This is a genomic window from Methylobacterium sp. 391_Methyba4 (assembly GCF_029691625.1).
Taxonomy (GTDB): Bacteria; Pseudomonadota; Alphaproteobacteria; order Rhizobiales; family Beijerinckiaceae; genus Methylobacterium; species Methylobacterium fujisawaense.
In genome coordinates this window covers 5,045,464-5,068,056 of the sequence record NZ_CP121475.1, presented here as the reverse complement: position 1 = coordinate 5,068,056, position 22,593 = coordinate 5,045,464, and the positions used below count along the sequence as shown (strand labels likewise).

The following is a 22,593-nucleotide window of genomic DNA, read 5'->3' as shown; positions in this document are numbered from 1 at the left end:
CGGCCGCGCATCGGCCCGGCCCCGAGGCCCCCGGAATCGCGCTGGCTCTCTCCGCATCACGGAAACTTGAACCGAAATTTAATCGTGTTCGTTGACGTTTCGCCTGATGCACACAGGTGGAACCATGTCCTTGCTCTCCAACGCTAAAATATTGACAAAGCTGTCAGCGGTCATCGTGCTTATCGGTGGAGTGATCGGTGGCTGTATTTGGTTTGCGCAGGCGCGGATCGGCCAGATCGATAAGGCCTACAGTTCTTTCATCGATCGCGATGCGAAGGCGGTTGCAACGGCGCGTCGCCTGAATCGCAGCGTCTTCGAGATGAATTACTGGGTGTATCGCATCCTCGCTGAGACAGACGAAGCTCAGATGAAGGTGGCCAACACTGGATTCGACGACGCCATCCCCACCCTGACAAAGGCTCTGGCCGACCTGCGCCGACTCGCGCCGGATTTCGGCGCGCGCATCGACGAGCAGGCGGCCCGTATCCATCAGTTCGTCCAGCAGGTCTCCGAGGTTCGCCAGCTCTGCCTGGCGGGCCGGAACGCCGAGGCTCTCGCGCTGGTCCATCGTACGATCGACCCGACCTTCGTCGCCCTGGTGCAGGGCAGTTCGAAGCTCGGGAACGACATCGATGGCGCGATGGAGAAGGGCTCGGCCGAACTGACCGAGCAGACCAACGCCACCCGCATCTCCCTGGTGTCGTTCAGCGCGCTCGGCTTGCTGGTCGGGCTCGCTGCGGCCGCCCTCGTGACGATCGTCGGCATCACGCGCCCGCTCGGCAGATTGGTCGTCGTCCTGCGACGCATGGCGCAAGGGGAGATCGAGGCGGAGATCCGGGAGGCTGGCCGGGGCGACGAGATCGGCGCGGTCGGCCGGGCGGTGGAGGGGATCAAGGCCCTGGTCGCCCGCAAGGCCGCCGAGGAGGCCGAGGTCAAGCGGCTGGCCGACGCGGCCGCGGCCCAGGCGCGCCGGCGCACCATGATCGAACTCGCCGACGGGTTCGAGCGGTCGGTCGGCGGCGTCGTCGGCATGGTCTCGTCCTCGGCCACGGAGCTGCAGGCCACCGCCCGGCAGATGACCGCCACCGCCCAGGAGACGGCCTCGCAATCCACCACCGTGGCGGCGGCCGCGGAAGAGGCCGCCGCCAACGTCCAGACCGTGGCCGCCGCCGCGGAGGAGCTGGGCTCGTCGGTGCAGGAGATCGGCCGGCAGGTCACCGGCTCGGCCCGGCTCGCGCAGTCGGCGGTGGGCGAGGCCGACCAGACCGCCGCCCTGGTCCAGGCGCTCAGCCAGACCGCCGCCCGGATCGGCGACATGGTCGGGATGATCTCCGGGATCGCCGGGCAGACCAACCTGCTGGCGCTCAACGCCACGATCGAGGCGGCGCGGGCCGGCGCCGCGGGGCGGGGCTTTGCGGTGGTGGCTGCCGAGGTGAAGGCGCTGGCCGAGCAGACCGCCAAGGCGACCGAGGAGATCGCCCGGCAGATCGGCGCGGTGCAGGAGGTGACCGGGCAGGCCGTGACGGCGATCGGCGGGATCACCGGGCGGATCCGGGAGATCGACGGCGTGGCGACCTCGATCGCCGCGGCGGTGGAGCAGCAGGGGGCGGCGACGCAGGAGATCGTGCGCAACGTGGCGCAGGCCTCAACCGGCACCACCGCGGTGACCGGCACCATCGCGGGCGTCGCGCAGGCCTCCGAGGAGACCGGCGCCGCGGCCAGCCAGGTGCTCGCCTCCGCCTCCGAACTCTCGCGCCAGTCCGAGCATCTCGGTGCCGAGGTCGCCCGCTTCCTCGCAACCGTCCGCGCCGCCTGACGAGCCCCTGGCCGGATCCTCCCGGTCCGCCCTCCCGGCGCGGGCCGGCTCCGCCGCTTGCGGGCCGGCCCGACGGCGGTGCAGGGGCAGGGCGCGGATTGCGGGGGGCGTGTGGCGCCCATTGAGACCGGGGCGTCCTCGGCCGACGGCCTTGAGCAGGCCGTCGGCCTTCGCCTGCACGACCCGTTCCCGGCAGAGGGGCCTGGAGCCCCCCAGGGACGGGCTTGGCGTGGTCGAGCCCTGTCGGCGCACGTCATTGAGATGCCCGCACCGTCCCGATCCCGGCCGGGACGACCGGACGCGTCGAAGCCCTGGGGCGCACCTATCTGTCGGGGGCCGACACGGGGGCCGACACGGGGGCCGACACGGGGGCCGGCGCGGTCAGCCGGGCCGCGCGGTGCGTACGCGCATGGCGCAGGGTGGCGTCCGGCGGCAGAGTGCCCACGGAAACCTTCGGGACGGCGATGCGCTGGGACAGGTAGATGCCGCTGTGCCCGGAGCACAGGTAGGCCAGGAAGCAGGCGGTCGCGATGTAGACGCCGTGCGTGGCGCCGAACAGCTCGATACCCATCAGCGTGCAGGCCAGCGGCGTGTTGGCCGCTCCGGCAAACACGGCGACGAACCCGAGGCCGGCCAGGAGATCCACCGGCGCCCCCAGCACCCCGGCCAGCGCGTTGCCGAGGGCCGCGCCGATGAAGAACAGCGGCGTGACCTCGCCGCCCTTGAACCCGGCGCTCAGGGTGACGACCGTGAACAGCATCTTGAGCGCCCAGCTCCAGGGATGCACCTCCGGACCGAAGAAGCGGGCGATGGTCAGCCCGTGCGGATCCGCCGACCAGACGCCCAGTCCCAGATAATCCCGCGTGCCACAGAGGTAGACCAGGGCGATCACCGCGAGGCCGCCCGCCACGGGGCGGAGGGGCGCGAAGGCGATGACCCGCTTGCACCATCCGCCGAGCATGTGGTTCGCCTCGGCGAACACCAGGCCGGCCAGTCCGAAGGCCACGCCTGCCACCGCGACCTTGGCCAGGAGCAGCGGCTCGACCATGTGCGTGCCGACGGCTCCGGCGTGGTCGTCGATACGGTAGACCCCGTGTTCGATGCCCCACAGCTGACAGGTCCAGTCGCCGACCACGGCCGCGACGAGGCAGGGCACGAGGGCCGCATATTCGACGCGTCCGACAGCGAGGACCTCGAGCGCGAAGACCGCGCCGGCCAGTGGCGTACCGAAGACGGCGCCGAACCCCGCGGCGATCCCGGCCATCAGCATGATCCGGAAGCTCGGCGCATCCAGGCGGACCGCCTTGCCGAAGGCGCTTGCGAGGCTGCCGCCCAGTTGGACGGCCGTGCCTTCGCGGCCCGCCGATCCGCCGAACAGATGCGTGACCACCGTGCCGAGGAAGATCAGCGGCGCCATGCGCAGGGGCACGCCGCCCCCGGGCACATGGATCTGCTCGACGATGAGGTTGTTGCCGCCCTCCACGGATTGGCCGAAGCGATGGTAGAGCAGCCCGATAGCCAAGCCGCCGAGCGGCAGGAGAAACAGCAGCCCGGGATAGGCGAAGCGCGCCCGGGTGGCCGCATCGAGGCTCCAGAGGAAGGCCGCGCACAGGGAGCCCACGGCGGCGGCCATGGGCAGCAGAACCAGGATCCAGCGCGCGACCGAGACGGCATGATCGTGCCGCGTGCGGACAAAGGCCGCTACGTTGAAGCGTGTAAACAGATTTCGGAAGGTTGCGCGCATGACATCCCCTTGATGCGACGCCGCAAGACTTTGCGGGATCGCAAGAAGTAGGAGTCATCAGCCTGACGGCGGTTCGGCCTTGATGGCCCGGCAGACACCATTGCCGTCCTCGAGAGATACGGGACCCCTCCGAACCGCGTCAAGGCCCTTCGTCAAGGTCCTTCGTGCAGGCCTGCGGCGTGCGGGGGGCGAACCCGTCGCTCCCCCGAGGGTGGACGCGGCGACAGCGGATCCGGTCGACCCTCGGGGCGCCGGGACCCGCACAGACCTGCCCCACGGGCGGCCGGTGGCCGCCGCGATCACGACGGCGCCCGCGTGGACGGTCGCATCGGCGGCGGTGTGTCTCAGCGCTTCACAAAGCCGATGTCGGCGGCCACGGCGCTCAGCCGCTCCGGCGCGCGCTCCTTCCGCTCGCTGTAGCGGTCGACGAGGTCGTCGGCCCGCTCCCGGGTCAGCAGCGTGAACTTCATGAGCTCCTCGCACACGTCCACGACGCGCTCGTAGAGCGGCCCCGGCTTCATCCGGCCGGCCTCGTCGAACTCCTTGTAGGCCATCGGGACCGACGACTGGTTCGGGATCGTGATCATCCGCATCCAGCGGCCGAGAATCCGCAGGCTGTTCACGGCGTTGAAGCTCTGCGAGCCGCCGGACACCTGCATCACGGCCAGCGTGCGGCCCTGGGTCGGCCGCACGCTGCCTTCGGAGAGCGGCAGCCAGTCGATCTGGCTTTTCATCACGCCGGTCAGCGTGCCGTGCCGCTCCGGCGACACCCACACTTGGCCCTCGGACCAGATCGAGAGGTCGCGCAGCTCCTGCACCTTCGGATGATCGGCGGTCGTGTCGTCGGGCAGGGGCAGGCCGTGCGCGTCGTAGATCCGCACCTCGCCGCCCATGGCTTCCAGGAGCCGGGCGGCCTCGTAGGCGAGGAAGCGGCTGAACGAGCGCTCCCGCAGGGAGCCGTAGAGGATCAGGAACCGGGGGGCGTGGGTGAGCGGCTTGACCGCCTCCAGGCGCGCGCGGGTCGGCACCACGAAATGCGCGGCGCTCAGGTTCGGCAGGCCATCGGTGAAAGGCTGGCGCGGCTTGTCCAAGGTTCAGCTTTCTTGTACGTTCAAAGAGTGATTTGAAGATTGTAACGAATATGGACGAGCCGCAAGCCCTCGCCGCCTTCGCGGCCCTCGCCCAGGAGCACCGTCTGCGCCTGGTGCGGGTGCTCGTGACCGCCGGCCCGGACGGGCTGGCCTCCGGCGTGCTGGCTGAGGCGGTGGGCGTCTCCGCCGCCACCGTGTCCCATCATCTCAAGGAACTGAGCCACGCGGGCCTGGTCGCATCGCGGCGCGCGGGCCGCTCGATCATCTACAGCGCCGCCTACCCGGCGCTGTCCGGCCTGATCGCCTTCCTGATGAAAGATTGCTGCCAGGGCCGCCCGGAGGTCTGCACCCCGGCGATGGCCGCCCTGGCACCCTGCTGCCCCGCCCTTGGAGAGACCGCCCATGCCTGAGCCGTTCGACGTCGTGATCTACCACAACCCCGAATGCGGCACGTCCCGCAACACCCTCGCGATGATCCGCAACGCCGGCATCGAGCCGCACGTGATCGAGTACCTCAAAACCCCGCCCGCGCGGGCGCTGCTGGTGCAGCTCCTGGCCCGCGCCGGTCTGTCGGTGCGTGCGGTGCTGCGGGAGAGCGGCACGCCGTTCGCGGAGCTGAACCTCGGCGATCCCGCGCTGACGGATGCGCAGCTCCTGGACGCCATCGCGGCGCACCCGATCCTCCTCAACCGCCCGCTGGTGGTCACGCCCAAGGGCGTGCGCCTGTGCCGACCGTCGGAAGCCGTGCTCGATCTTCTGCCGGTGCAGCAGGGCGAGTTCGTCAAGGAAGACGGTGAGCGGGTCGTGGACGAGCACGGCCGCCGCGTCGCCACGGCCTGAGCCTCACACCGATCCATAAGACGAAAACGCCCGGATGCTCGCGCTCGCCATTTTTCTTGCCACCCTCGTGTTCGTCATCTGGCAGCCCAGGGGCCTCGGGATCGGATGGAGCGCACTGGCCGGCGCGGGGGTCGCTCTCGCCGCGGGCGTGATCCATCCGGGCGACATTCCGGTGGTCTGGCATGTCGTCTGGGACGCCACGTTCACCTTCGTGGCGCTCATCATCCTCTCCCTGCTGCTCGATGAGGCCGGGTTCTTCCATTGGGCGGCCCTGCACATCGCCCGCTGGGGCGGCGGCCGGGGCCGGCGGCTGTTCCCGCTGGTCGTGCTCCTCGGCGCGGCCATCGCGGCGGTGTTCGCCAACGACGGCGCGGCGCTGCTGCTGACGCCGATCGTGCTGGCGATCCTGCTCCGGCTCGATTTCAAGCCGGCGGCGGCCCTGGCGTTCATCGTCGCCTGCGGGTTCGTGGCGGACAGCACCTCCCTGCCGCTGGTGATCTCCAACCTGGTCAACATCGTCTCCGCCAACTTCTTCGCCGTGACCTTCGGCCGGTACGCCGCCGTGATGGTGCCGGTGAACTTGGTGTCCCTGGCGGCGACGCTGCTGGTGCTGTGGGCCTATTTCCGGCGCGACGTGCCGGAAGCCTACCCGGTCGATGCCCTCGAACGCCCGGCCGACGCGATCCGCGATCCGCTGGTGTTCCGGGCGGCGTTCCCGCTGCTCGGCGTGCTGCTCGCCGCCTACTTCGTCACCGCGCCGTTCGGGGTGCCGGTGTCGGCCGTCACCTGCGCCGGCGCGGCGGTGCTCCTGCTGCTCGCCAACCGGGGCGGGATCATCCCGATCCGCAAGGTGCTGACCGGCGCCCCCTGGCAGATCGTGCTGTTCAGCCTCGGCATGTACCTCGTGGTCTACGGCCTCCGGAACGCCGGCCTGACCGACGCGCTGGCGAAGGGCCTGGTCTGGCTCGCCGGCCACGGCCCGTGGGCCGCCACCATCGGCACCGGCTTTGCCGCCGCGATCCTGTCGTCGCTGATGAACAACATGCCGAGCGTGCTGATCGGGGCGCTCGCGATCGAGCGGGCGCCGGACCTGTCGCCGCTGACCCGCGAGCTGATGGTCTACGCCAACGTGATCGGCTGCGACCTCGGGCCGAAGTTCACGCCGATCGGCAGCCTCGCCACCCTGCTCTGGCTGCATGTCCTGGACAGCAAGGGCCAGAGGATCACCTGGGGCCAGTACATGAAGGTCGGTCTGGTCATCACCCCGCCCGTGCTGCTGGCCACGCTGCTGGCGCTGGCGGCCTGGCTGCCGCTGCTCGGTCCCCGGTAGGCCGCGCGTGTCCGGGGGGAGGCGCTGGCCGGTGATCTCCGCCCTCGGCGTGATCGAGATCCTCGCCTGGGGGTCCTCGTTCTACCTGCCCGCCGTGCTCGCCGGCCCGGTGGCGGAGAGCACCGGCTGGCCGCTGGCCTGGGTGGTCGGCGGTCTGTCCCTCGGGCTCCTCGTTGCCGCGTTCGCCGCGCCGCATGTCGGGGCGGCGATCCACCGCCACGGCGGCCGTCCGGTTCTGGCGCTGGCGGCGCTGCTGCTGGCGGCCGGCCTGATCACGCTGGCCGCCGCGCCGGTCCTGCCGGTCTACCTGGCCGGCTGGCTTCTGCTGGGGCTCGGCATGGGCTGCGGCCTGTACGATCCGGCCTTCGCCACCCTCGGGCGCCTCTACGGGGCGGCGGCACGGCCGGCGATCACCACCCTGACCCTGTGGGGCGGGTTCGCCAGCACCGTGTGCTGGCCGCTCTCGGCGTTCCTGGTCGCGCAGGTCGGCTGGCGGGGCGCCTGCCTCGCCTATGCCGGCCTGCATCTCGGGGTCACGCTGCCGCTGGTGCTCCTGCTGATCCCGAACCCGCCGGCGGCGGCGGCGGAGCACCGCGCGGCGCGCACCGGCCCTCTGTCCGCCGCCGAGCGGCGGGCGTTCCGGCTGTTCGCCGGGGTGCTGGTCCTCGGCGGCGCGATCATGGCGCTGGTGTCGGTGCATCTGCTGACGCTGCTGCAGGCGCGGGGCGTGGCGCTGGCGTCCGCCGTGTCCTACGCGGCGCTGATCGGCCCGGCGCAGGTCGGCGCCCGCATCGTGGAGATGTCGTTCGAAGGGCGGCATCACCCGCTCTGGACTCTCACCGCCGCCCTGGGCCTGGTGGCGCTGGGTTTGGTGCTGCTGGCCCTGAGGCTGCCGGGCGTCGGGATCTGGCTGGTGCTCTACGGCGGCGGCAACGGGATCTATTCGATCGCGCGGGGCACGGTGCCCTTGGCCCTGTTCGGTCCGGTGCGCTACCCGCTGGTGGTCGGCCGCCTGGCGCGGCCGGGGCTGGTCGCGCAGGCGCTCGCCCCGCCGGCCGGCGCGTTCGTGCTGACCCAGGCCAGCCCGGAGGCCCTGTTGTGGCTCTTGCTCGCCCTGAGCCTCGCCAATCTCGGGCTGGTCGGCGCGCTGTGGCATCTCCACCGCGCGGAGCGGTGAGACGGCGGCCAAGCCGACAGGCAGGGGATCGCGACACCGGCCCCGTCCCGCCGGCCGACGGGAGGGGGGATCGCGCGACCGCGACGAACCCTGCATGTTCGGCTGTTCGGGGCTCGGTCCATCGTCCCACTCCGCCGGGTCCAAGATCGGCCGATCCCCTCGCCTTGGCGGCGCCCGTCTTTCACAGGTGAATCATCGCGGGCCGTCGATCCTGGGCGCGCCGAAATACCGTGATGCAGGTGTATCGTTGGGTCTGTTGCTGTCCCGTATCGGTTGGGACGTTTAAATAAGACGTAAATACATCGTGTGCCCGATCTGACGGGGGATCGCGGGATTCGGTAGTCCGCCTTGGTTGATAACAATTTTTGAGGCCATGGCTCAGCTGCGAAATGTGCTATCGATAGATCACAGGCGACCGAATCGGGCCCGTTTGCGCATCGAACCTGTATTGTCGCAGGGCGGGGCATCTGTGTTGGGCCGCCAAAGTCAGGATCGACCGGGTTGTCCGGTTGGCGCGCTGCGCGGGTGTGTCGATCATGATGTTTGCCGTTCCTGCCCTGCTGATGGAGCTGGCGTTGGCGACGCCGGTCTCGGACACGATGCCGGTCTTCGACGTTCACGGCAGCTGCCGGGCGGCGACGCAGCAGATGACCCTCGATGCCGGCCGGCAGAAGCTCTGCCTCGAGGATGAGGGGTCGGCGCGGGCCGAGGTCGAAAAAAAGTGGTCCAGCTACCCGGCCGGTGACCGGACACGCTGCGCGGCGGAAGCGCAACTCGACGGCCTGCCCAGCTATGTCGATCTGCTCGAATGCCTGACCCTCGCCCGGGAAGCCAAGGCCGAGGATGGTCAGTAGCCGCGGCAGGACCGAGGCCAAAGACCATCCGTAACGATCTCAGGTTGAGGGCCGGCCGTGCCGATCGTGCTGCAGCTTCCCGGATCCGTCCGTCTTCTCGCCCTCGCGGCCATCGCCGGATGCGCCGCCGGTTGCCGCGATTCGAACCAGTACGTCCCGCCACCGCCGCCCGGCGTCTCGGTCTCGCAGCCGGTCGTGCGCACGGTGACGCGCTACTTCGAACTCACCGGCAACACCAAGGCGTTCGCGGCCGTCGATCTCGAGGCGCGGGTCCAGGGCTTTCTGGAGGCGATCACCTACAAGGACGGCGCCGTGGTGAAGGCGGGCGCGCCGCTCTTCGCCATCCAGCGCAACACCTACGAGGCGCAGCTCAAGCAGGCGCAGGGCGCCCTGGCGGCGCAGCAGGCCGCCCTGGCGAACGCCCAGTCCGAATATCAGCGCCAATCCACGCTGGGGCGGCAGGAATTCGCCTCGCAGGCCCGGGTCGAGGACGCGAAGACCAAGCAGGACCAAGCCAGCGCCGCCGTCATGGAGGCGCAGGCCAACCTCGACATCGCCACCATCAACCTCGGCTACACGCAGGTCTCCGCGCCCTTCGACGGCGTGGTCACCAACCACCTGGCGGATGTCGGGGCGCTCGTCGGCATCAGCGGGCCGACCAAGCTGGCGCAGCTCGTCCGCATCGATCCGCTCTACGTCTACTTCAACGTCAGCGAGCAGCAGGTGCTGCTGGTCAAGCAGCACCTGCGCGCGACGCAGCAGCCGCTGGGCGATCTGGCCAAGATACCGGTGGAGATCGGCCTGCAGACCGAGACCGGCTATCCGCATACCGGCCGGCTCGACTACCTCGCGCCGCAGGTCGATCCGTCCACCGGCACCCTGCTGGCCCGGGCGCTCATCGAGAACGGCGATCACGCGCTCCTCCCGGGCCTGTTCGTGCGGGTCCGGATCCCGGTCGGCCGCGACGACAAGGCGCTGCTGGTCCGCGACGACGCCATCGGGACGAACCAGCAGGGCAGCTACGTGCTCACGGTCGGGGCCGACAACACGGTCGCGCAGCGGGTGGTGACGCTCGGGGCGCGGGACGGGCGGTACCGGGTGATCGAGGCGGGGCTCGCCCCCGGCGACTGGGTCGTCACGGACGGCATCCAGCGAGCCATCCCCGGGGCCAAGGTCGCACCCCAGAAGTCGGCGGTGGCCGAGGCCTCCCCAAGCCCGGCGCCGCTTCAGCGGTGAGACACCGGCCGGTGCGCCCGGCCGAGCCCGCGAGACCGATGGTCCAGGGCACCGATCCGCCCGGTCACCGGAGGCCGGCATCCGCCCATCCGCGGCCCGCCGATGCGGCGGACCGCCCCTGAGACGCCGGCACCGAGGGCCAACGGCATGATCTCGCGCTTCTTCATCGAGCGGCCGGTCCTGGCCAACGTGCTGGCCCTGATCATGGTGCTGGTCGGCGCGGTGTCGCTCCTCAACCTGCCCGTGTCGCAATACCCCAACGTCGTGCCGCCGACGGTCCAGGTCACCACGCGCTATCCGGGTGCGAGCGCCCGCACGGTGATCGACACGGTGGCGCTGCCGATCGAGCAGCAGGTCAACGGCGTCGAGGGCATGCTCTACATGCAGTCGACCAGCGCGAGCGACGGCACCTACACCCTCACGGTCACCTTCGCGATCGGGACGGACGGCGATCAGGCGCAGGTGCTGGTGCAGAACCGCGTCGCGATCGCGATGTCCTCGCTGCCGCAGGCGGTCCAGGTCCAGGGCGTCACGACCCAGAAGAAATCCACCGCAATCCTGCAATTCGTGACGCTGTCGGCCACCGACGGGAAGTTCGACAGCCTGTTCCTGTCGAATTACGGCGTGATCAACGTGCAGAACGAGCTGGCCCGGCTCCCCGGCGTCGGCAACGTCACAGTGTTCGGCGCCGGCCAGTACGCGATGCGGATCTGGCTGGACCCCGATCTGCTCCAGGCCCGGGGCCTCACCCCCGACGCCATCATCAACACCGTGCAGCAGCAGAGCCAGGAGGTCACCGCCGGGGCCCTGGGGATGCCGCCGGTGCCGACCGGACAGGATTTCCAGTACACCCTCAACATCAACGGTCGGCTGAACGACGCCCCGGACTTCGAGAACATCATCATCAAGGCGGACGCGCAGGACGGCGGCCGCATCACCCGCCTGCGCGACGTCGGCCGGGTCGAACTCGGCGCGCAGACCTACAGCCAGTCCTTCACCCTGAACGGTCAGGCCGCCGCCGGCATCGGCATCTACCAGCTGCCGGAGGCGAACGCGCTCACGGTGGCGAACGCCGTCGGCACCCGGATGGCCGAACTCGCCAAGACCTTCCCGCCGGGCCTCGTCTACGCCATCCCGTTCGACACGACCGCGTTCGTCCAGGCCTCGATCCACGAGGTCTACAGGACGCTGTTCGAGGCCGCCGTGCTGGTCCTGATCGTCATCCTGGTCTTCGTCCAGGACTGGCGGGCCATGCTGGTGCCGGCGACGACGGTGCCGGTGACCATCATCGGCGCCTTCGCCGCCATGGCGGCGATGGGCTTCAGCGTGAACCTCTCGACGCTGTTCGCCATCGTGCTGGCGATCGGCATCGTGGTGGACGACGCCATCGTGATCGTCGAGGGCGTGGCCCACCATATCGACGAGGGCCTCTCGCCCCGGGCGGCGGCCGAGAAGGCGATGGAGGAGCTGTTCGGCCCGATCATCGGCATCACCCTGGTGCTCATGTCGGTCTTCGTGCCGGCCGCGTTCCTCCCCGGCCTGACCGGGCAGCTCTACAAGCAGTTCGCCCTGGTGATCGCCGCCACCGCGCTGATCAGCGCGATCAACGCCGCCACGCTGAAGCCGACCCAATGCGCCCTGTGGTTGCGCAAGCCGGTGCCGCCGGAGAAGCGGAACCTGTTCTACCGCGGCTTCAACCGCGTCTACGGGGTCGTCGAGGGCTGGTACGCCCGGCTGATCGCCCACATGGTCCGGCGCAGCGGCCTCATGGCCGTCCTCGCGCTCCTGCTGATCGGCCTGGCCGGATGGGGATTGACCCGCCTGCCCACCGCCTTCCTGCCCACGGAGGATCAGGGCTACGTGCTGATCGGGGCCCAGCTGCCCGACGGGGCCTCGAAGGAGCGCACCGACGCGGTGATGCAGCGCATCAGCGCGCAGGCGAAGGCGACGGCCGGCGTCGACAACGTGCTCACCATCAGCGGCATCTCGGTCCTCGATTCCAACGCCACCCTGCCCAATGCCGGTGTCGCCTACGTCGTCCTCAAGGACTGGGACGCCCGGGCCAGGGAGAAGGGCCAGGATCTGCGCAGCCTCTACGACCGCTTCAACACGATGCTGGAGGGCGTCGAGGACGCCGCGACCTTCGTGCTCATCCCGCCGCCGATCCAGGGCATCGGCAATGCCAGCGGCTTCACCATGCAGGTGGAGCTGCGCAACGGCGACTTCGATTACCCCCTGCTGGAGAGCCTCGCCCGGACGATCGTCGCCGACGGGAACGCGCAATCGGGCTTGCGGAAGCTCAACACCTCGTTCCGGGCCGGCGTGCCGCAGATCGCGATCGCGGTGGACCGGATCAAGGCCGAGGCGCTCGGCGTCACGGTCGGGCAGGTCTTCTCGACGCTCTCGAGCTACGTGGGGTCGTCCTACGTCACGCAGTTCAACAAGTTCGGCCGGACCTTCCAGGTCTACGTGCAGGCCGCGCCCGATTACCGGCTCCGCCCCGAGGACGTCGAGAACCTGAAGGTGCGCGCCGGCAACGGGGCGATGGTGCCGCTCGGCACCATCGTGGAGATCAAGACCGTGCAGGGCCCGTCCCTGATCAGCCTCTACAACCTCTACCCGACCGCCACGATCGTGGGCGGGGCGGCGCCGGGCTTCAGCTCCGGGCAGGCGCTGGACCTGATGCAGCAGATCGCCGCCAAGGTGCTGCCGCCGGGCACCGGCTATGACTGGACGGCGATGTCGTACCAGGAGAAGGCGGTCGGCGCGCAGATCTACCTCGTGTTCGGGCTCGCCATCCTCCTCGTCTACCTGGTCCTGGCCGGCCAGTACGAGAGCTGGATCCTGCCGCTGGCGGTCCTGCTCGGGGTGCCGCTGGCGCTCCTGGGCACGGTCGGGGCGCTGCTGCTGCTCGGCGTCGCCAACAACCTCTACACGCAGATCGGCCTGATCCTGCTGATCGCGCTGGCGAGCAAGAACGCCATCCTGATCGTCGAGGTCGCCCGCGAGAAGCGGCAGGCCGGTCTCGACATCGCGGCCGCGGCCGTGGAGGCGTCGCGGCTGCGCTTCCGCCCGATCCTGATGACCTCGTTCGCCTTCATCCTCGGCGTCCTGCCCCTCGTCACCGCCTCCGGGGCCGGCGCTGCCGCGCGCAAGTCGATCGGCATCACGGTCTTCAGCGGGATGCTGGCCTCGACCTGCCTGGCGGTGCTGTTCGTGCCGTGCTTCTACGTCATCCTGCAGCGCGTCGAGGAGCGGCGCGCGCAGGGGCGGCAGCCTGTGCCGACCGGGACCGCATCCTCGGCCCCCGAGAGGGTCTGACACCGTGACGGAGGGCGCGCATCCCGGATTGCGTCGGGTCCCGGGGGGCGGCGTGGCGGGTCCAGCCTGACGCCGCCGCGAGGATTTCGGCTCCTGGCGCGTCCCCCGCAACAGGGCGGTCGAGCGTACCGCGACACCGGGGATCGGACGCCCCGCCGCTTCACCGCGTGACGATGCCGGGCTCCTTCGGACTGGGCCGGCGCTGCAGGATGAGAAGCCCGGCCGAGTAGATCAATGAGACGAGGAGGGCGGCACACAGGGCGGCGGCGGCACCGAGGGCCTGGACCGTCAGGTGAAGCGTGAGCAGCGCCAGGCCGAAGCCGAAGACGCCCCGGATCGCAATGCTGGCCAAGCGTGCCATCGCGCCCCCGCCGATCCGGCGATGCAGGATCACGAAGGTGCTCGTCAGGGTGACCGGAAAGGCGGCGACCACCCCGGTCCGCGCCGGTCCCAGGGCCGAACTGACAGCCAGGACAACCGCCACGAACAGGGCCACGGCCGTCGCTCGGGCCAGGAGATGCACCGGTCGCGGCCGCGCGACGACCGCGCTCCGGACGAGGGAGGTTCGCACCGCCTGCCGGGTCGCGACGGCCCCCGCGCCATAGACGAGTGCGTTGAGCCCGAGGGCCGTCAGCGGCGTCCAGGACGCGGCGGATACGGGGATGGCCACCGCCAGCCATGCCAGCGTCGCCGGACCGAGGGTCGAGCCCAGATCCCGGCCGCTGGCCCGCAGGGCGTAGACGGTCAGGAACAGGCCCGTCGCCGCATTGGCGGCGAAGCCGTTGAGGGCCGCCCCGGCGACGAAGTCGGTATCGTGTTCCAAGGCCATGAACACGTAGGCCGGCCCGGCCGAGACCGGCAGGCTGACGATGAGGGCGCCCCAGACCGGTCCGAGGAGTTCCGCCAGCACGGAGGCCAGCACGACGACGGTTCCCGAGGCCAGCGCCCGGACCAGGGCTGTTACCCATATCGCTGCCACGGCCGCTTCCCCGGCATCGCACCGCCGATCCGGATCGACTTCGGAGCCGCGGCTTCGCTATCACGGGCGCCGGGCCTGGGCCAAAGTCACGGGCTCCGACAGGCGCCGGCCCCGACCGGAGATCAGCCATGCGACAGCTCCCCCGACGCCCGATCCTGTTCCTGCTGGCCGGGCTCGCCGCCGCCCCGGTCTCCGCCGCCGAGACGGGCAGGGGGCACCGCGTCGTGTTCCAGGTGGACACAGCCGACCCGGCCACGATGAACCTGACGCTCAACAACGCCACCAACGTGGTCGATCATTACCGCGCCAAGAACGAGGCGGTGGAGATCGACATCGTCGCCTTCGGGCCGGGCCTCGCCATGTATCGGGCCGACAAATCCACCGTGGCCGACCGGATCGCGCATTTCGCCGAGTCCGGCTTCCCGTCGAAGATCCAGTTCTCGGCCTGCAACAACACCAAGACCGCCATGGAGAAGGCCGAGGGGCATCCGATCCCGCTGCTGCCGCAGGCGACGATCGTTCCCTCCGGCGTCGTGCAGATCATGGAGCGGCAGGAGCAGGGGTGGAGCTATGTGCGGCCGTAGGGTGATCTGCCGGCGCGCGGCCTGCGCCGCCGCCGGTCCCGCGGCGGTGCGGGACGGGCGCGACTTCCGAAGTCCCGGCCGAGGAGCCGGTCCACCGACCGGGATCAGGGGGCGCGGCAGTCCATCGCGGCCGTCGCCTCGATCACGCTGAGGGCCCTGCGCCGGACTTCCAGCGTCACCTTCGGGCTGTCCGAGACGATGGAGGCCTCCCGTTTCAGCGTCGCGTCGCAGGCGCATGAACTGTACCCGGCCGTGTCATAGCAGGCATCGTGGCGCATGCATGCGGCGTCCAGGTCGTCGGTCGGCGGCAACCCCTCGCCGCGCTGCCCCTTCCCGCAATAGTTGCCGTGAAACAGTTCCTTGCCGGCAATGACTTGGCCAAGCTCGCCCTTGGGCGGGGCCGGCGCCTCGGCGCGGCCGCCCGGGTTCAGGTCGTTGGCCGGGCCGCCGGCCTTGGATCCGGACGAGCGGAGCGTCTTCGGGATATCGGACCGTTCGTCGGGCTCGTTCAGCGCCCCGCCGGCCCGCCCGTTCGGATCGGAGACATCCGGAAGGGGCGGGGGCGGCCCGGGGCGAGGCTCCCCGTCTTCGGCGGATGGAGGCGCCACAGGCGCCTGTGCGAGCGCACCCTGAGAGGTCAGGACGACAACCGCGAGGACAATCGCACGGACGAGGGTCATGACCGGTCCCGATGGCTAAGGCGCAGGCGCGCGCAAGGTGTCTCGGCCCAAGCGGGGTGCGGTCTGCCCGGGCCGGCGAGGCGAGGATATGCCCGCGACGGATCTAGTAGCGGTTGTCCCGGTACCCGCGGTAGCGACGCTCCTCGAAGACGCGCGCATCCCTGCGGCCGTAGCCGCCCATGTCGCGATGGCGGCGATACCCGTGCGCGGGCGCCCATGCAGGCGGGCCGCCGGGGCGGAAGCCGCGTTCCCCACGGGCCCAGGGCGGATCGGCCAGGGCGGCGGACGAGGTCCCGAGAACGCCTCCCGCCAAGGTCAGTGCGCCGAGCAGGAACAACGTTGGCGTGCGAAACATGGAGCCTCCCTCGCAGCGGGGTTGGTCCCGGTGCGGCTCAGATACGGCGCTCGGGGCAAATCCGTTCCACGCGCCGCGCAGCACCATGGGCCCATGCGACGACTGAGATGCGCGGTTTGAGCCGGCCAGACGTGCGACAGATCGGCAGGAACAACCTCAAAGAATTTCTTTAGTATTGAGGTCGGCGATATCTCCGGTCTTCGAACATCGGGCGATACTTTCGAGACATCGTTTTTTTCTGGAACGGTCGCGGCCACCCTGCCGTTTAGGGGCTCCAACACAGGAGACGCTCAATGCGAAGCTTCCCGATCATCATTCTCGCCACTCTCGCTCTCGGCGGCAGCGCCATGGCCGCCGAGCAGGGGGCTTCGTCCAAGGCGCCCGGCCACGAGATGCAGGACCGCGGAAGCCGGGCGGGGAGCCCCGGCGCATCCGGCTATGCTCCCGGACACGAGATGAAGTCCGGCGGGATGGAATCGACCGGTTCGACCACGCGGACCGGCGGCACGGCTACCGGTACGTCCGGCACCGGTTCGACCGGAACCCACCGCTGACGCACCTGCTGCGCCCCTTCCGGCCCTGTCGGCCGGTCGGGGCGCAGTTCCGCGGGCGGTCGGAATCTCCAGCGCGGTCATCGTCGCCCTTGCACCGCGCCAAGCCACAGATCCGCTGAGGGCCCCGTCCGGAACGCCCGCCGGGGCACCGTCCGGCGCCGGCTGTCCGGGCCAACGCCGACGGGCCCGCCGGCGTGCAACCGCTTTCGACCCATTCGACTTACCGACCGGATTCATCGAGCCGAAGGGGCATCGCCATGCCGATACGTTTGGTCACGACCGTTCTGTTTCTGTCCACCGCGGCAACCTCCGTCTGGGCCGCGCCGATGTCCGCCGACGAGAAGGCGGCGTTCCAGCAGCAATGCATGGGCGACTTCACGACCTTCTGCGGCGACCTGACCCCGGAGGATGGTCCCGGAACACAGGCCTGCTTCGAGAAGAACATGGCGAAGCTCTCCACCGGCTGTCGGGAGGCCATACAGAGCTTCAAGCAGGCGAAGCGCGGCTGAGCCGTCGGCCGCTCAGCCCGAGCGGGCACGCCTGGCGCTGCCGGGACAGGCGCGCAGCCGAAACCGTCGGGGCTTTGGAGGGGGGCTTTGGAGGGATGACCCGCCGGGTGTGACCAGGGTCCTGCCGATCTCCTCGCGCCGGCGGGGTCGGCCGTTCCATCTGGCTCGGGCCCGGCGGAAACGCCCGGCCTGAGCGGGCTTCTCTGCGCCACAGCCGCTTCGGCGCATCGCCACCTCTGGCACGAGCGCGCCCTGCGTCGCATACTTCCCGGCAGCGGCAGATCCACACCCGCCGAGAGAGGCTGACGCCGATGCGCGCGCGCCATGCGGAAAGCCACCTGATCGAGCGCATCGGCTGGTTGCGTGCCGCGGTGCTGGGCGCCAACGATGGGCTCGTATCCACGGCCAGTCTGATCGTCGGCGTGGCGGCCTCCGCCGCCGCCGCCAGCGATATCCTGGTCGCCGGTACGGCGGGCCTCGTCGCCGGCGCGATGTCGATGGCGGCCGGTGAGTACGTCTCGGTGAGCTCCCAATCCGATACGGAGCGGGCCGACCTCGCGCGCGAGCGGCGCGAGCTCGAACAGGACCCGGCGGCCGAGCGGGAGGAGCTTGCGGGGATCTACGTCTCGCGCGGCCTCGACCACGATCTCGCGCTGAAGGTCGCCGACCAGCTGATGGCGCGGGACGCCCTCGGCGCCCATGCCAGGGACGAACTCGGCATCTCCACGTTCACCACGGCGCGCCCGATCCAGGCTGCGCTGACCTCGGCGGCGACGTTCTCCGCGGGCGCGGCCATGCCCCTTCTCGTGGCCGCGGTCTCTCCGGCCGACTATCTCGTCGTCTCGGTGTCCGCAGCTTCGCTGACGTTCCTCGCTGTGCTCGGGGCGTTGGGCGCGAAGGTGGGCGGCGCAGCGATCCCGCGGGCGACCGCGCGGGTTGCGTTCTGGGGGGCCCTGGCGATGGCGGTCACCGCGGGGATCGGGCATCTCGTCGGCAAGGTTGTGTGACCGCTCGGCCGGAGACACGGCGGAGGCGCAAGCCAAGGATCACGGAGCGCTGGGCGGCATTGCTGTTGCGCGCGTTACGCAGCGTCGGGCTCAGCGCGAGCCGATCTGCCCGACAACACGGTCAATCTCATCGATGACGCTCACCAGGAGTTTCGCCTGCTTGTCCAGATCGGCGACTGCCGGGCGGCCCGGCGTGTCCGTCGTCCACCAACGACCGTTATCGATGACGTCGACCAGCCGGCCGAGGCGGGCGTGCTCACGTTTCAGGGTGTCGATAAACTCCTTGCCGCTCTGCATGGACCCCTCCCTCTTGGACGGCCGAGCCGAGACTTGCCCCCGGAGCGGACCGCTTGAACGTGCGCAATCCCTTGTGTCGGCAAGGGAAGCGGCGATGGCCAGGGCCTTGATCCATTTCGGTTTGTTGAGACGGATACTGGCAAATAGCGACGTCCGACGCGACGATGACGTCGCGGCACATGGCATCCGGGCAACTGCCGCCGCGTCGGTCGTGCACCGGAGACGACCGCGACGGCGCGCGCCGAGGCTTCGCGCTGGGCAGAGGTGACTCTGGCGGGGTCGGGTTCAGGCCGTGCGGGTGCCGCGGTGGTCGCAGTCATGATGAGCCTACCTGTTCGCGCTCCAGCGACCGGCCGATCGAAGTCGAACTCGCATACAAGGTCAGCCTCGCGTCGTTGAGCCAGATCAACGCCAGGCCGCTGTTCCCGAGTCCGTTGCGAATGCGCGGATTGCTGCCGGCACGGTGGACACCACACTCAGCGGGTTCGGGCCGGTTCTCGAACTCCACCGGGCCTGCGGGAGCCGAGCGTCGCGTGCCACCCGGCCGCTTTGTCGAAGCGCGGGGGGCGGAGCGGCATCAGCGGAGCGGGTCTGCCCCTGCGCCGGATCGCCAGGACGGGCGCAGCCGCCACGACGCATGCCGTCATGCGCGCCTGCACCGCCGGTCTCGCCATCACACCCCAACCGGGTATCGGTGACACCCCCAGCGGGCCCCGCGAGGGACTTCGATGGCCGGGGCGCATCCGGCGCCCAGGACGTGGCGATGCCGACGGAATGGCATGCCTCAGATCGAACGCCGATCCTGAGGTCCTGAGCGGTTGATCAACATCAATGTGTGACCCCTCGGGGCAGGTAACCTGAATTCGGTTGCGCCCACGGCCGACCGCATCGCTGACGACATTGCGCGTGACGAGGGACATCTCTCGCTGGGGAGGGTTTCATGACGCTGGCGACACTGGTGCAGGTGACGGCCCTCACCACACTCCTCGCAGCCGGCTCGCTGTCCAGCGCAGGTGCTCAGACATCAACGGGCCCGGAGAACACGCCGGACCCAGCCTCCCCGCCCAACCGACCCAGCATGATGGGGCGGGGCATGATGAGCGGCATGGGAGGACTGGGCCATGGCGGCATGTGTGGCATGATGGACCACATGATGGACGGGATGATGGCCGGCGGCCTCCGAATGCGGATGATGTTCGCGATTGCGGATACGGACGGGGACGGTTCTCTCTCGTTCGACGAAGTGACGGCTATCCATAAGCGTCTCTTCAACGCGGTCGACGCCAACAAGGATGGAAAGGTGACCCCCGAGGAGCTTCGGAAATTCTTCTCGGATCGGTAGTCGAAGCTCACAGCAAGCCGCAGAGACCGAGCGGGACCAGCCCGCGCAGCCGCCACCTCGTCCTCCGCCCAGCCCGGCCTTGGGCCGGCGATGAGGCGGGTCGGCGATCCCATGAGGCATGAGCGTGCCGGCGCACCCGGCGCCTTCCACGGGCGAAGGGTCGGGGTGCGGGCGCGCGATGAGGTGCGGATCGGAGGCCGACCGCAGATGGGGCGCCGCCGCCATGGCCACGCCGTTCGGCGAGCCCGGCGCCACCCGTGTGACCGGCACCCGGCCTTCGCCGCGCCGGCCGGCCGGCGGGTCGATCCGCCGTCCCGGTGACCCCGCCTCGAACAGCGCCTCCGGGACCACGCGCGGGACCACGCGCGCGTGGGCCGCCGCCCATGACACAGATATGCTCAAGCATCTCCTCATCGTGCCGGTGGCCGTCGTCGGCGGCTTCCTCGTCGCGACGGGGTGGCCCGCCGCCCCCGACGCGTTGCGGGCTCTGCTGACCGGTGCGCGGCATCCGCCCAGGATCGCGGGCCCGGGGGGGACGCCGGCGGCTGTTCCAGAGCCGGAACGGGCCAGGCGCGTTCGCCTCACGGACGATCAGGTCGCCAAGGCCAGGATCCGCCCCAGACGGCCTTCCGGTCCTGCCGGCCGCGCCGTCGGCCCGGATGGCCGCCGGCTTCATCGGTCGGTGCCCTGCTTCGCATCGACCGGCAGCCGGACGACCGGCGCGCGCCGCCGCTCGGGCTCGGGAGACGGGCCTCGTTCCGGGCCCGGCCTGAGCGCGGGAAACTCCGCCGCCGTCACCGTTTCCACGTCGAGGAGGAGCGCGGCACCGCCCTCCAGATCCTGCCGCCGCCGTCTCAGGATCTCTGTCGCCGTCTCGAATGCCCCCGCCACGATGTCCCGGCCGGCAACGTCGATCTCGCGAGCCGTCAGGTCGGACGCGTTCGGCCGGTCGCTGCCGATCTCGGACAGGAACGGGTTCGCGGGTGGCAGATAGGTGCGCTGGCCGACCTCCGGCGTCATCCCGTGCCGGGTCACCATCTCCAGCGCGATCTGGGTCGCGCGCTGCAGGTCGTCCGCGGCACCGGTCGAGACATCCCCGTCGAAGACCAGCGCCTCGGCCGCACGGCCGCCGAGCAGGACCGCGATCCGGTTCCGCAGCGCGCTCGCCGTGATCAGGAACCTGTCCTCGGTGGGACGCTGGATCGTGTAGCCGAGCGCCCCGACGCCGCGCGGGATGATCGAGACCTTCAGGACCGGATCGACACCCGGCAGGCTCGCGGCAACGAGGGCGTGTCCCATCTCGTGGAACGCCACGCGCCTGCGCTCCTCCGGCCCAAGCACGCGGCTGCGCTTCTCAAGCCCGGCCACGATCCGCTCCATGGCGGCCGTGAAGTCGGCATAGGTGACGTCCGCGCCGCCGCGCCGGGTCGCCACGATGGCGGCCTCGTTGACGAGATTGGCGAGGTCGGCACCGGTGAATCCGGGCGTGATGCCCGCCACCTCGTCCAGGTCGAGCTCCCCGGCGAGCCGGACCTTGCCGACATGCACCTTCAGGATCTCGACACGGCCCTTCCTGTCGGGGCGGTCGACGAGCACCTGCCGGTCGAAACGGCCGGGCCGGAGGAGCGCCGGATCCAGGACCTCCGGCCGGTTCGTTGCAGCGAGAAGGATCACGCCGGTGGTCGGGTCGAACCCGTCGAGTTCCGCGAGGAGCTGGTTGACGGTCTGCTCGCGCTCGTCGTGGCCCCCCAGGATCTGGGTGCCGCTGCGGCTGCGGCCGAGGGAGTCCAGTTCGTCGATGAAGATGATGGCAGGCGCGGCCTCGCGGGCCTGCTCGAACAGGTCTCGCACCCGGGCGGCGCCGACGCCGACGAACATCTCGATGAATTCGGCCCCCGAGATCGAGAAGAACGGCACGCCGGCCTCGCCGGCGACGGCGCGCGCGAGCAGCGTCTTGCCGGTGCCCGGCGGCCCGACGAGCAGGATGCCCTTCGGTGACCGCGCCCCGAGCCGCCCGAAGGACTTGGGATCCTTGAGGAAGGCGACCGTTTCCTGCAATTCGGCCTTGGCCTCGTCGACGCCGGCCACGTCCTTGAACGTCACCTTCGTGTCGGTCTCGACATAGACCTTGGCCTTCGATTTTCCGATGGCCATGAGGCCACCGAGGCCGCTCCGCCCGGACACGCGGCTGAAGAGGGCGCGCCACAGAAAATAGACGGCGAAGGCAGGCAGGATCCAGGAGAGGAGGCCCGTCATGAAGCCCGTGGATGGGGCTCCCTTGACCACCACGCCCTTGGCCGAAAGCCTGTCGGCGAGGGCTGGATCGACGCGCGTCGCCACCACGTACCGGTGGCCGTTGTCCGCCGGCTCCTTCAGCGTGGCCGCAATCCGGTCGGTGCCGACGGTCGCCTCGGCGATCTTTCCCTGGGCGACCAATTGCTCGAACTGACTGTAGGGGATCGCGTCCGTCTGGCTGAAGCCGACCCAGAGATCGTGGACGAGCAGGACGCCGAAGGAGGCCGCTGCCACGGACCAGAGCGCCCAGCTCAACTTGCGCTGACTCGGGTCCATGAGCGCCTCCCACGTCGCTTCGGGAAGTGCGCCGTTCGGCCGCTCGTCGCTTTGCGCCAGCTCAAATGTCTCGGCCCGTCTGCGACCGCCGCGCGGGGTGGCGACATCCGTCGGTCGAGCGGGCTTAACGCGCAGCCTGTTCGGAGCCGCGGTCGAACGCGGCTCCGCATGACGCCGCAGCGAACCTCCGGTCGCCCCACGCGGACCGGCATGGGGGGCGGCTGCCGTCCGTGACGGGCAACCGTGCTTTGCTGGCTGGATCGGCGCCGAACCCATCGCCGATCAACATCCCGGGGATGGCCCCTC

20 protein-coding genes and 1 riboswitch are annotated in these 22,593 nt (G+C 70.2%); of the genes, 13 read left to right on the top strand and 7 right to left on the bottom strand.

Translation table 11 applies throughout. The features are described 5' to 3' along the window. Nucleotides 1-124: 124 nt before the first annotated feature. Nucleotides 125-1,816 (top strand): HAMP domain-containing methyl-accepting chemotaxis protein, encoded by a 1,692-nt coding sequence (locus P9K36_RS23940; protein WP_278306096.1) that lies wholly within the window; start codon nucleotides 125-127, stop codon nucleotides 1,814-1,816. 322 nt (nucleotides 1,817-2,138) lie between these two features. Here P9K36_RS23940 and P9K36_RS23935 read toward each other — a convergent pair whose 3' ends face one another. Both P9K36_RS23935 and arsH read right to left on the bottom strand, forming a co-directional pair. Then, nucleotides 2,139-3,560, bottom strand: coding sequence for a voltage-gated chloride channel family protein (locus P9K36_RS23935; protein WP_278306095.1), 1,422 nt, complete (start codon nucleotides 3,558-3,560; stop codon nucleotides 2,139-2,141). A 41-nt stretch (nucleotides 3,561-3,601) separates the two neighbouring features. Continuing rightward, nucleotides 3,602-3,674, bottom strand: a riboswitch (Fluoride riboswitch). Nucleotides 3,675-3,904: 230 nt separating this feature from the next. Further along, entirely contained in the window at nucleotides 3,905-4,651 is a 747-nt protein-coding gene (arsH, locus tag P9K36_RS23930; RefSeq protein ID WP_043353686.1) for an arsenical resistance protein ArsH, read from the bottom strand. Nucleotides 4,652-4,701: 50 nt separating this feature from the next. Between arsH and P9K36_RS23925 the strand changes: the two genes are divergently transcribed. From P9K36_RS23925 to P9K36_RS23895, 7 genes are all read left to right on the top strand, one after another. After that, nucleotides 4,702-5,061, top strand: a complete 360-nt coding sequence (locus P9K36_RS23925; protein WP_043353685.1) for a metalloregulator ArsR/SmtB family transcription factor — start codon at nucleotides 4,702-4,704, stop codon at nucleotides 5,059-5,061. Continuing rightward, entirely contained in the window at nucleotides 5,054-5,491 is a 438-nt protein-coding gene (arsC, locus tag P9K36_RS23920) for an arsenate reductase (glutaredoxin) (RefSeq protein ID WP_043353683.1), read from the top strand. The genes P9K36_RS23925 and arsC overlap by 8 nt, the downstream gene beginning before the upstream one ends. Before the next feature lie 34 nt (nucleotides 5,492-5,525). Continuing rightward, on the top strand, nucleotides 5,526-6,821 hold the full coding sequence (locus tag P9K36_RS23915; RefSeq protein WP_043384014.1) for an arsenic transporter: 1,296 nt from the start codon (nucleotides 5,526-5,528) through the stop codon (nucleotides 6,819-6,821). Nucleotides 6,822-6,828: 7 nt separating this feature from the next. Next, nucleotides 6,829-7,998, top strand: coding sequence for an MFS transporter (locus tag P9K36_RS23910; protein ID WP_053609601.1), 1,170 nt, complete (start codon nucleotides 6,829-6,831; stop codon nucleotides 7,996-7,998). Between the two features lie 536 nt (nucleotides 7,999-8,534). After that, complete coding sequence (locus P9K36_RS23905) at nucleotides 8,535-8,852, top strand: hypothetical protein (protein ID WP_236952735.1); 318 nt, start codon at nucleotides 8,535-8,537, stop codon at nucleotides 8,850-8,852. 57 nt (nucleotides 8,853-8,909) lie between these two features. Beyond that, nucleotides 8,910-10,088: an efflux RND transporter periplasmic adaptor subunit gene (locus tag P9K36_RS23900; protein WP_051976111.1), complete on the top strand. Its 1,179-nt coding sequence runs from the start codon at nucleotides 8,910-8,912 to the stop codon at nucleotides 10,086-10,088. Between the two features lie 147 nt (nucleotides 10,089-10,235). Continuing rightward, the gene (locus tag P9K36_RS23895; RefSeq protein ID WP_053609600.1) at nucleotides 10,236-13,409 is read left to right on the top strand and encodes a multidrug efflux RND transporter permease subunit; all 3,174 of its coding nucleotides are present in this window, start codon (nucleotides 10,236-10,238) and stop codon (nucleotides 13,407-13,409) included. A gap of 160 nt (nucleotides 13,410-13,569) precedes the next feature. Here P9K36_RS23895 and P9K36_RS23890 read toward each other — a convergent pair whose 3' ends face one another. Then, the gene (locus P9K36_RS23890) at nucleotides 13,570-14,388 is read right to left on the bottom strand and encodes a hypothetical protein (RefSeq protein WP_043384002.1); all 819 of its coding nucleotides are present in this window, start codon (nucleotides 14,386-14,388) and stop codon (nucleotides 13,570-13,572) included. Between the two features lie 128 nt (nucleotides 14,389-14,516). On the opposite strand from P9K36_RS23890, the gene P9K36_RS23885 reads away from it, so the two are divergent. Beyond that, entirely contained in the window at nucleotides 14,517-14,972 is a 456-nt protein-coding gene (locus P9K36_RS23885) for a hypothetical protein (RefSeq protein ID WP_043353674.1), read from the top strand. A gap of 104 nt (nucleotides 14,973-15,076) precedes the next feature. Here P9K36_RS23885 and P9K36_RS23880 read toward each other — a convergent pair whose 3' ends face one another. Continuing rightward, complete coding sequence (locus P9K36_RS23880; protein WP_107059924.1) at nucleotides 15,077-15,652, bottom strand: phospholipase A2 family protein; 576 nt, start codon at nucleotides 15,650-15,652, stop codon at nucleotides 15,077-15,079. Nucleotides 15,653-15,755: 103 nt separating this feature from the next. Then, complete coding sequence (locus P9K36_RS23875) at nucleotides 15,756-16,007, bottom strand: hypothetical protein (protein WP_081948690.1); 252 nt, start codon at nucleotides 16,005-16,007, stop codon at nucleotides 15,756-15,758. 293 nt (nucleotides 16,008-16,300) lie between these two features. On the opposite strand from P9K36_RS23875, the gene P9K36_RS23870 reads away from it, so the two are divergent. The 3 genes from P9K36_RS23870 (at nucleotide 16,301) to P9K36_RS23860 (ending at nucleotide 18,077) form a co-directional block, all read left to right on the top strand. Next, nucleotides 16,301-16,561 (top strand): hypothetical protein, encoded by a 261-nt coding sequence (locus P9K36_RS23870; protein WP_043353670.1) that lies wholly within the window; start codon nucleotides 16,301-16,303, stop codon nucleotides 16,559-16,561. 257 nt (nucleotides 16,562-16,818) lie between these two features. Further along, complete coding sequence (locus P9K36_RS23865; RefSeq protein ID WP_043353668.1) at nucleotides 16,819-17,070, top strand: hypothetical protein; 252 nt, start codon at nucleotides 16,819-16,821, stop codon at nucleotides 17,068-17,070. Nucleotides 17,071-17,381: 311 nt separating this feature from the next. Then, nucleotides 17,382-18,077 (top strand): VIT family protein, encoded by a 696-nt coding sequence (locus P9K36_RS23860; RefSeq protein WP_043353666.1) that lies wholly within the window; start codon nucleotides 17,382-17,384, stop codon nucleotides 18,075-18,077. Between the two features lie 90 nt (nucleotides 18,078-18,167). Here the strand turns inward: P9K36_RS23860 and P9K36_RS23855 are convergent, their stop codons facing one another. After that, complete coding sequence (locus P9K36_RS23855; protein WP_043353665.1) at nucleotides 18,168-18,374, bottom strand: hypothetical protein; 207 nt, start codon at nucleotides 18,372-18,374, stop codon at nucleotides 18,168-18,170. 940 nt (nucleotides 18,375-19,314) lie between these two features. On the opposite strand from P9K36_RS23855, the gene P9K36_RS23850 reads away from it, so the two are divergent. Further along, nucleotides 19,315-19,716, top strand: a complete 402-nt coding sequence (locus tag P9K36_RS23850) for an EF-hand domain-containing protein (protein ID WP_043383999.1) — start codon at nucleotides 19,315-19,317, stop codon at nucleotides 19,714-19,716. Nucleotides 19,717-20,388: 672 nt separating this feature from the next. Here the strand turns inward: P9K36_RS23850 and ftsH are convergent. Next, nucleotides 20,389-22,287 carry an ATP-dependent zinc metalloprotease FtsH gene (gene ftsH / locus P9K36_RS23845; protein ID WP_075380941.1) on the bottom strand — a complete coding sequence of 633 codons (1,899 nt, stop codon included), beginning with the start codon at nucleotides 22,285-22,287 and terminating at the stop codon, nucleotides 20,389-20,391. Nucleotides 22,288-22,593: the final 306 nt, after the last annotated feature.

Coding starts and splice junctions, on each gene's coding strand:
- P9K36_RS23940 (WP_278306096.1), top strand. CDS start 125: ATGTCCTTGCTCTCCAACGCTAAAATATTGACAAAGCTGTCAGCGGTC.
- P9K36_RS23935 (WP_278306095.1), bottom strand. CDS start 3,560: ATGCGCGCAACCTTCCGAAATCTGTTTACACGCTTCAACGTAGCGGCC.
- P9K36_RS23925 (WP_043353685.1), top strand. CDS start 4,702: ATGGACGAGCCGCAAGCCCTCGCCGCCTTCGCGGCCCTCGCCCAGGAG.
- arsC (WP_043353683.1), top strand. CDS start 5,054: ATGCCTGAGCCGTTCGACGTCGTGATCTACCACAACCCCGAATGCGGC.
- P9K36_RS23915 (WP_043384014.1), top strand. CDS start 5,526: ATGCTCGCGCTCGCCATTTTTCTTGCCACCCTCGTGTTCGTCATCTGG.
- P9K36_RS23905 (WP_236952735.1), top strand. CDS start 8,535: ATGATGTTTGCCGTTCCTGCCCTGCTGATGGAGCTGGCGTTGGCGACG.
- P9K36_RS23895 (WP_053609600.1), top strand. CDS start 10,236: ATGATCTCGCGCTTCTTCATCGAGCGGCCGGTCCTGGCCAACGTGCTG.
- P9K36_RS23885 (WP_043353674.1), top strand. CDS start 14,517: ATGCGACAGCTCCCCCGACGCCCGATCCTGTTCCTGCTGGCCGGGCTC.
- P9K36_RS23880 (WP_107059924.1), bottom strand. CDS start 15,652: ATGACCCTCGTCCGTGCGATTGTCCTCGCGGTTGTCGTCCTGACCTCT.
- P9K36_RS23875 (WP_081948690.1), bottom strand. CDS start 16,007: ATGTTTCGCACGCCAACGTTGTTCCTGCTCGGCGCACTGACCTTGGCG.
- P9K36_RS23870 (WP_043353670.1), top strand. CDS start 16,301: ATGCGAAGCTTCCCGATCATCATTCTCGCCACTCTCGCTCTCGGCGGC.
- P9K36_RS23865 (WP_043353668.1), top strand. CDS start 16,819: ATGCCGATACGTTTGGTCACGACCGTTCTGTTTCTGTCCACCGCGGCA.
- P9K36_RS23860 (WP_043353666.1), top strand. CDS start 17,382: ATGCGCGCGCGCCATGCGGAAAGCCACCTGATCGAGCGCATCGGCTGG.
- P9K36_RS23855 (WP_043353665.1), bottom strand. CDS start 18,374: ATGCAGAGCGGCAAGGAGTTTATCGACACCCTGAAACGTGAGCACGCC.
- P9K36_RS23850 (WP_043383999.1), top strand. CDS start 19,315: ATGACGCTGGCGACACTGGTGCAGGTGACGGCCCTCACCACACTCCTC.
- ftsH (WP_075380941.1), bottom strand. CDS start 22,287: ATGGACCCGAGTCAGCGCAAGTTGAGCTGGGCGCTCTGGTCCGTGGCA.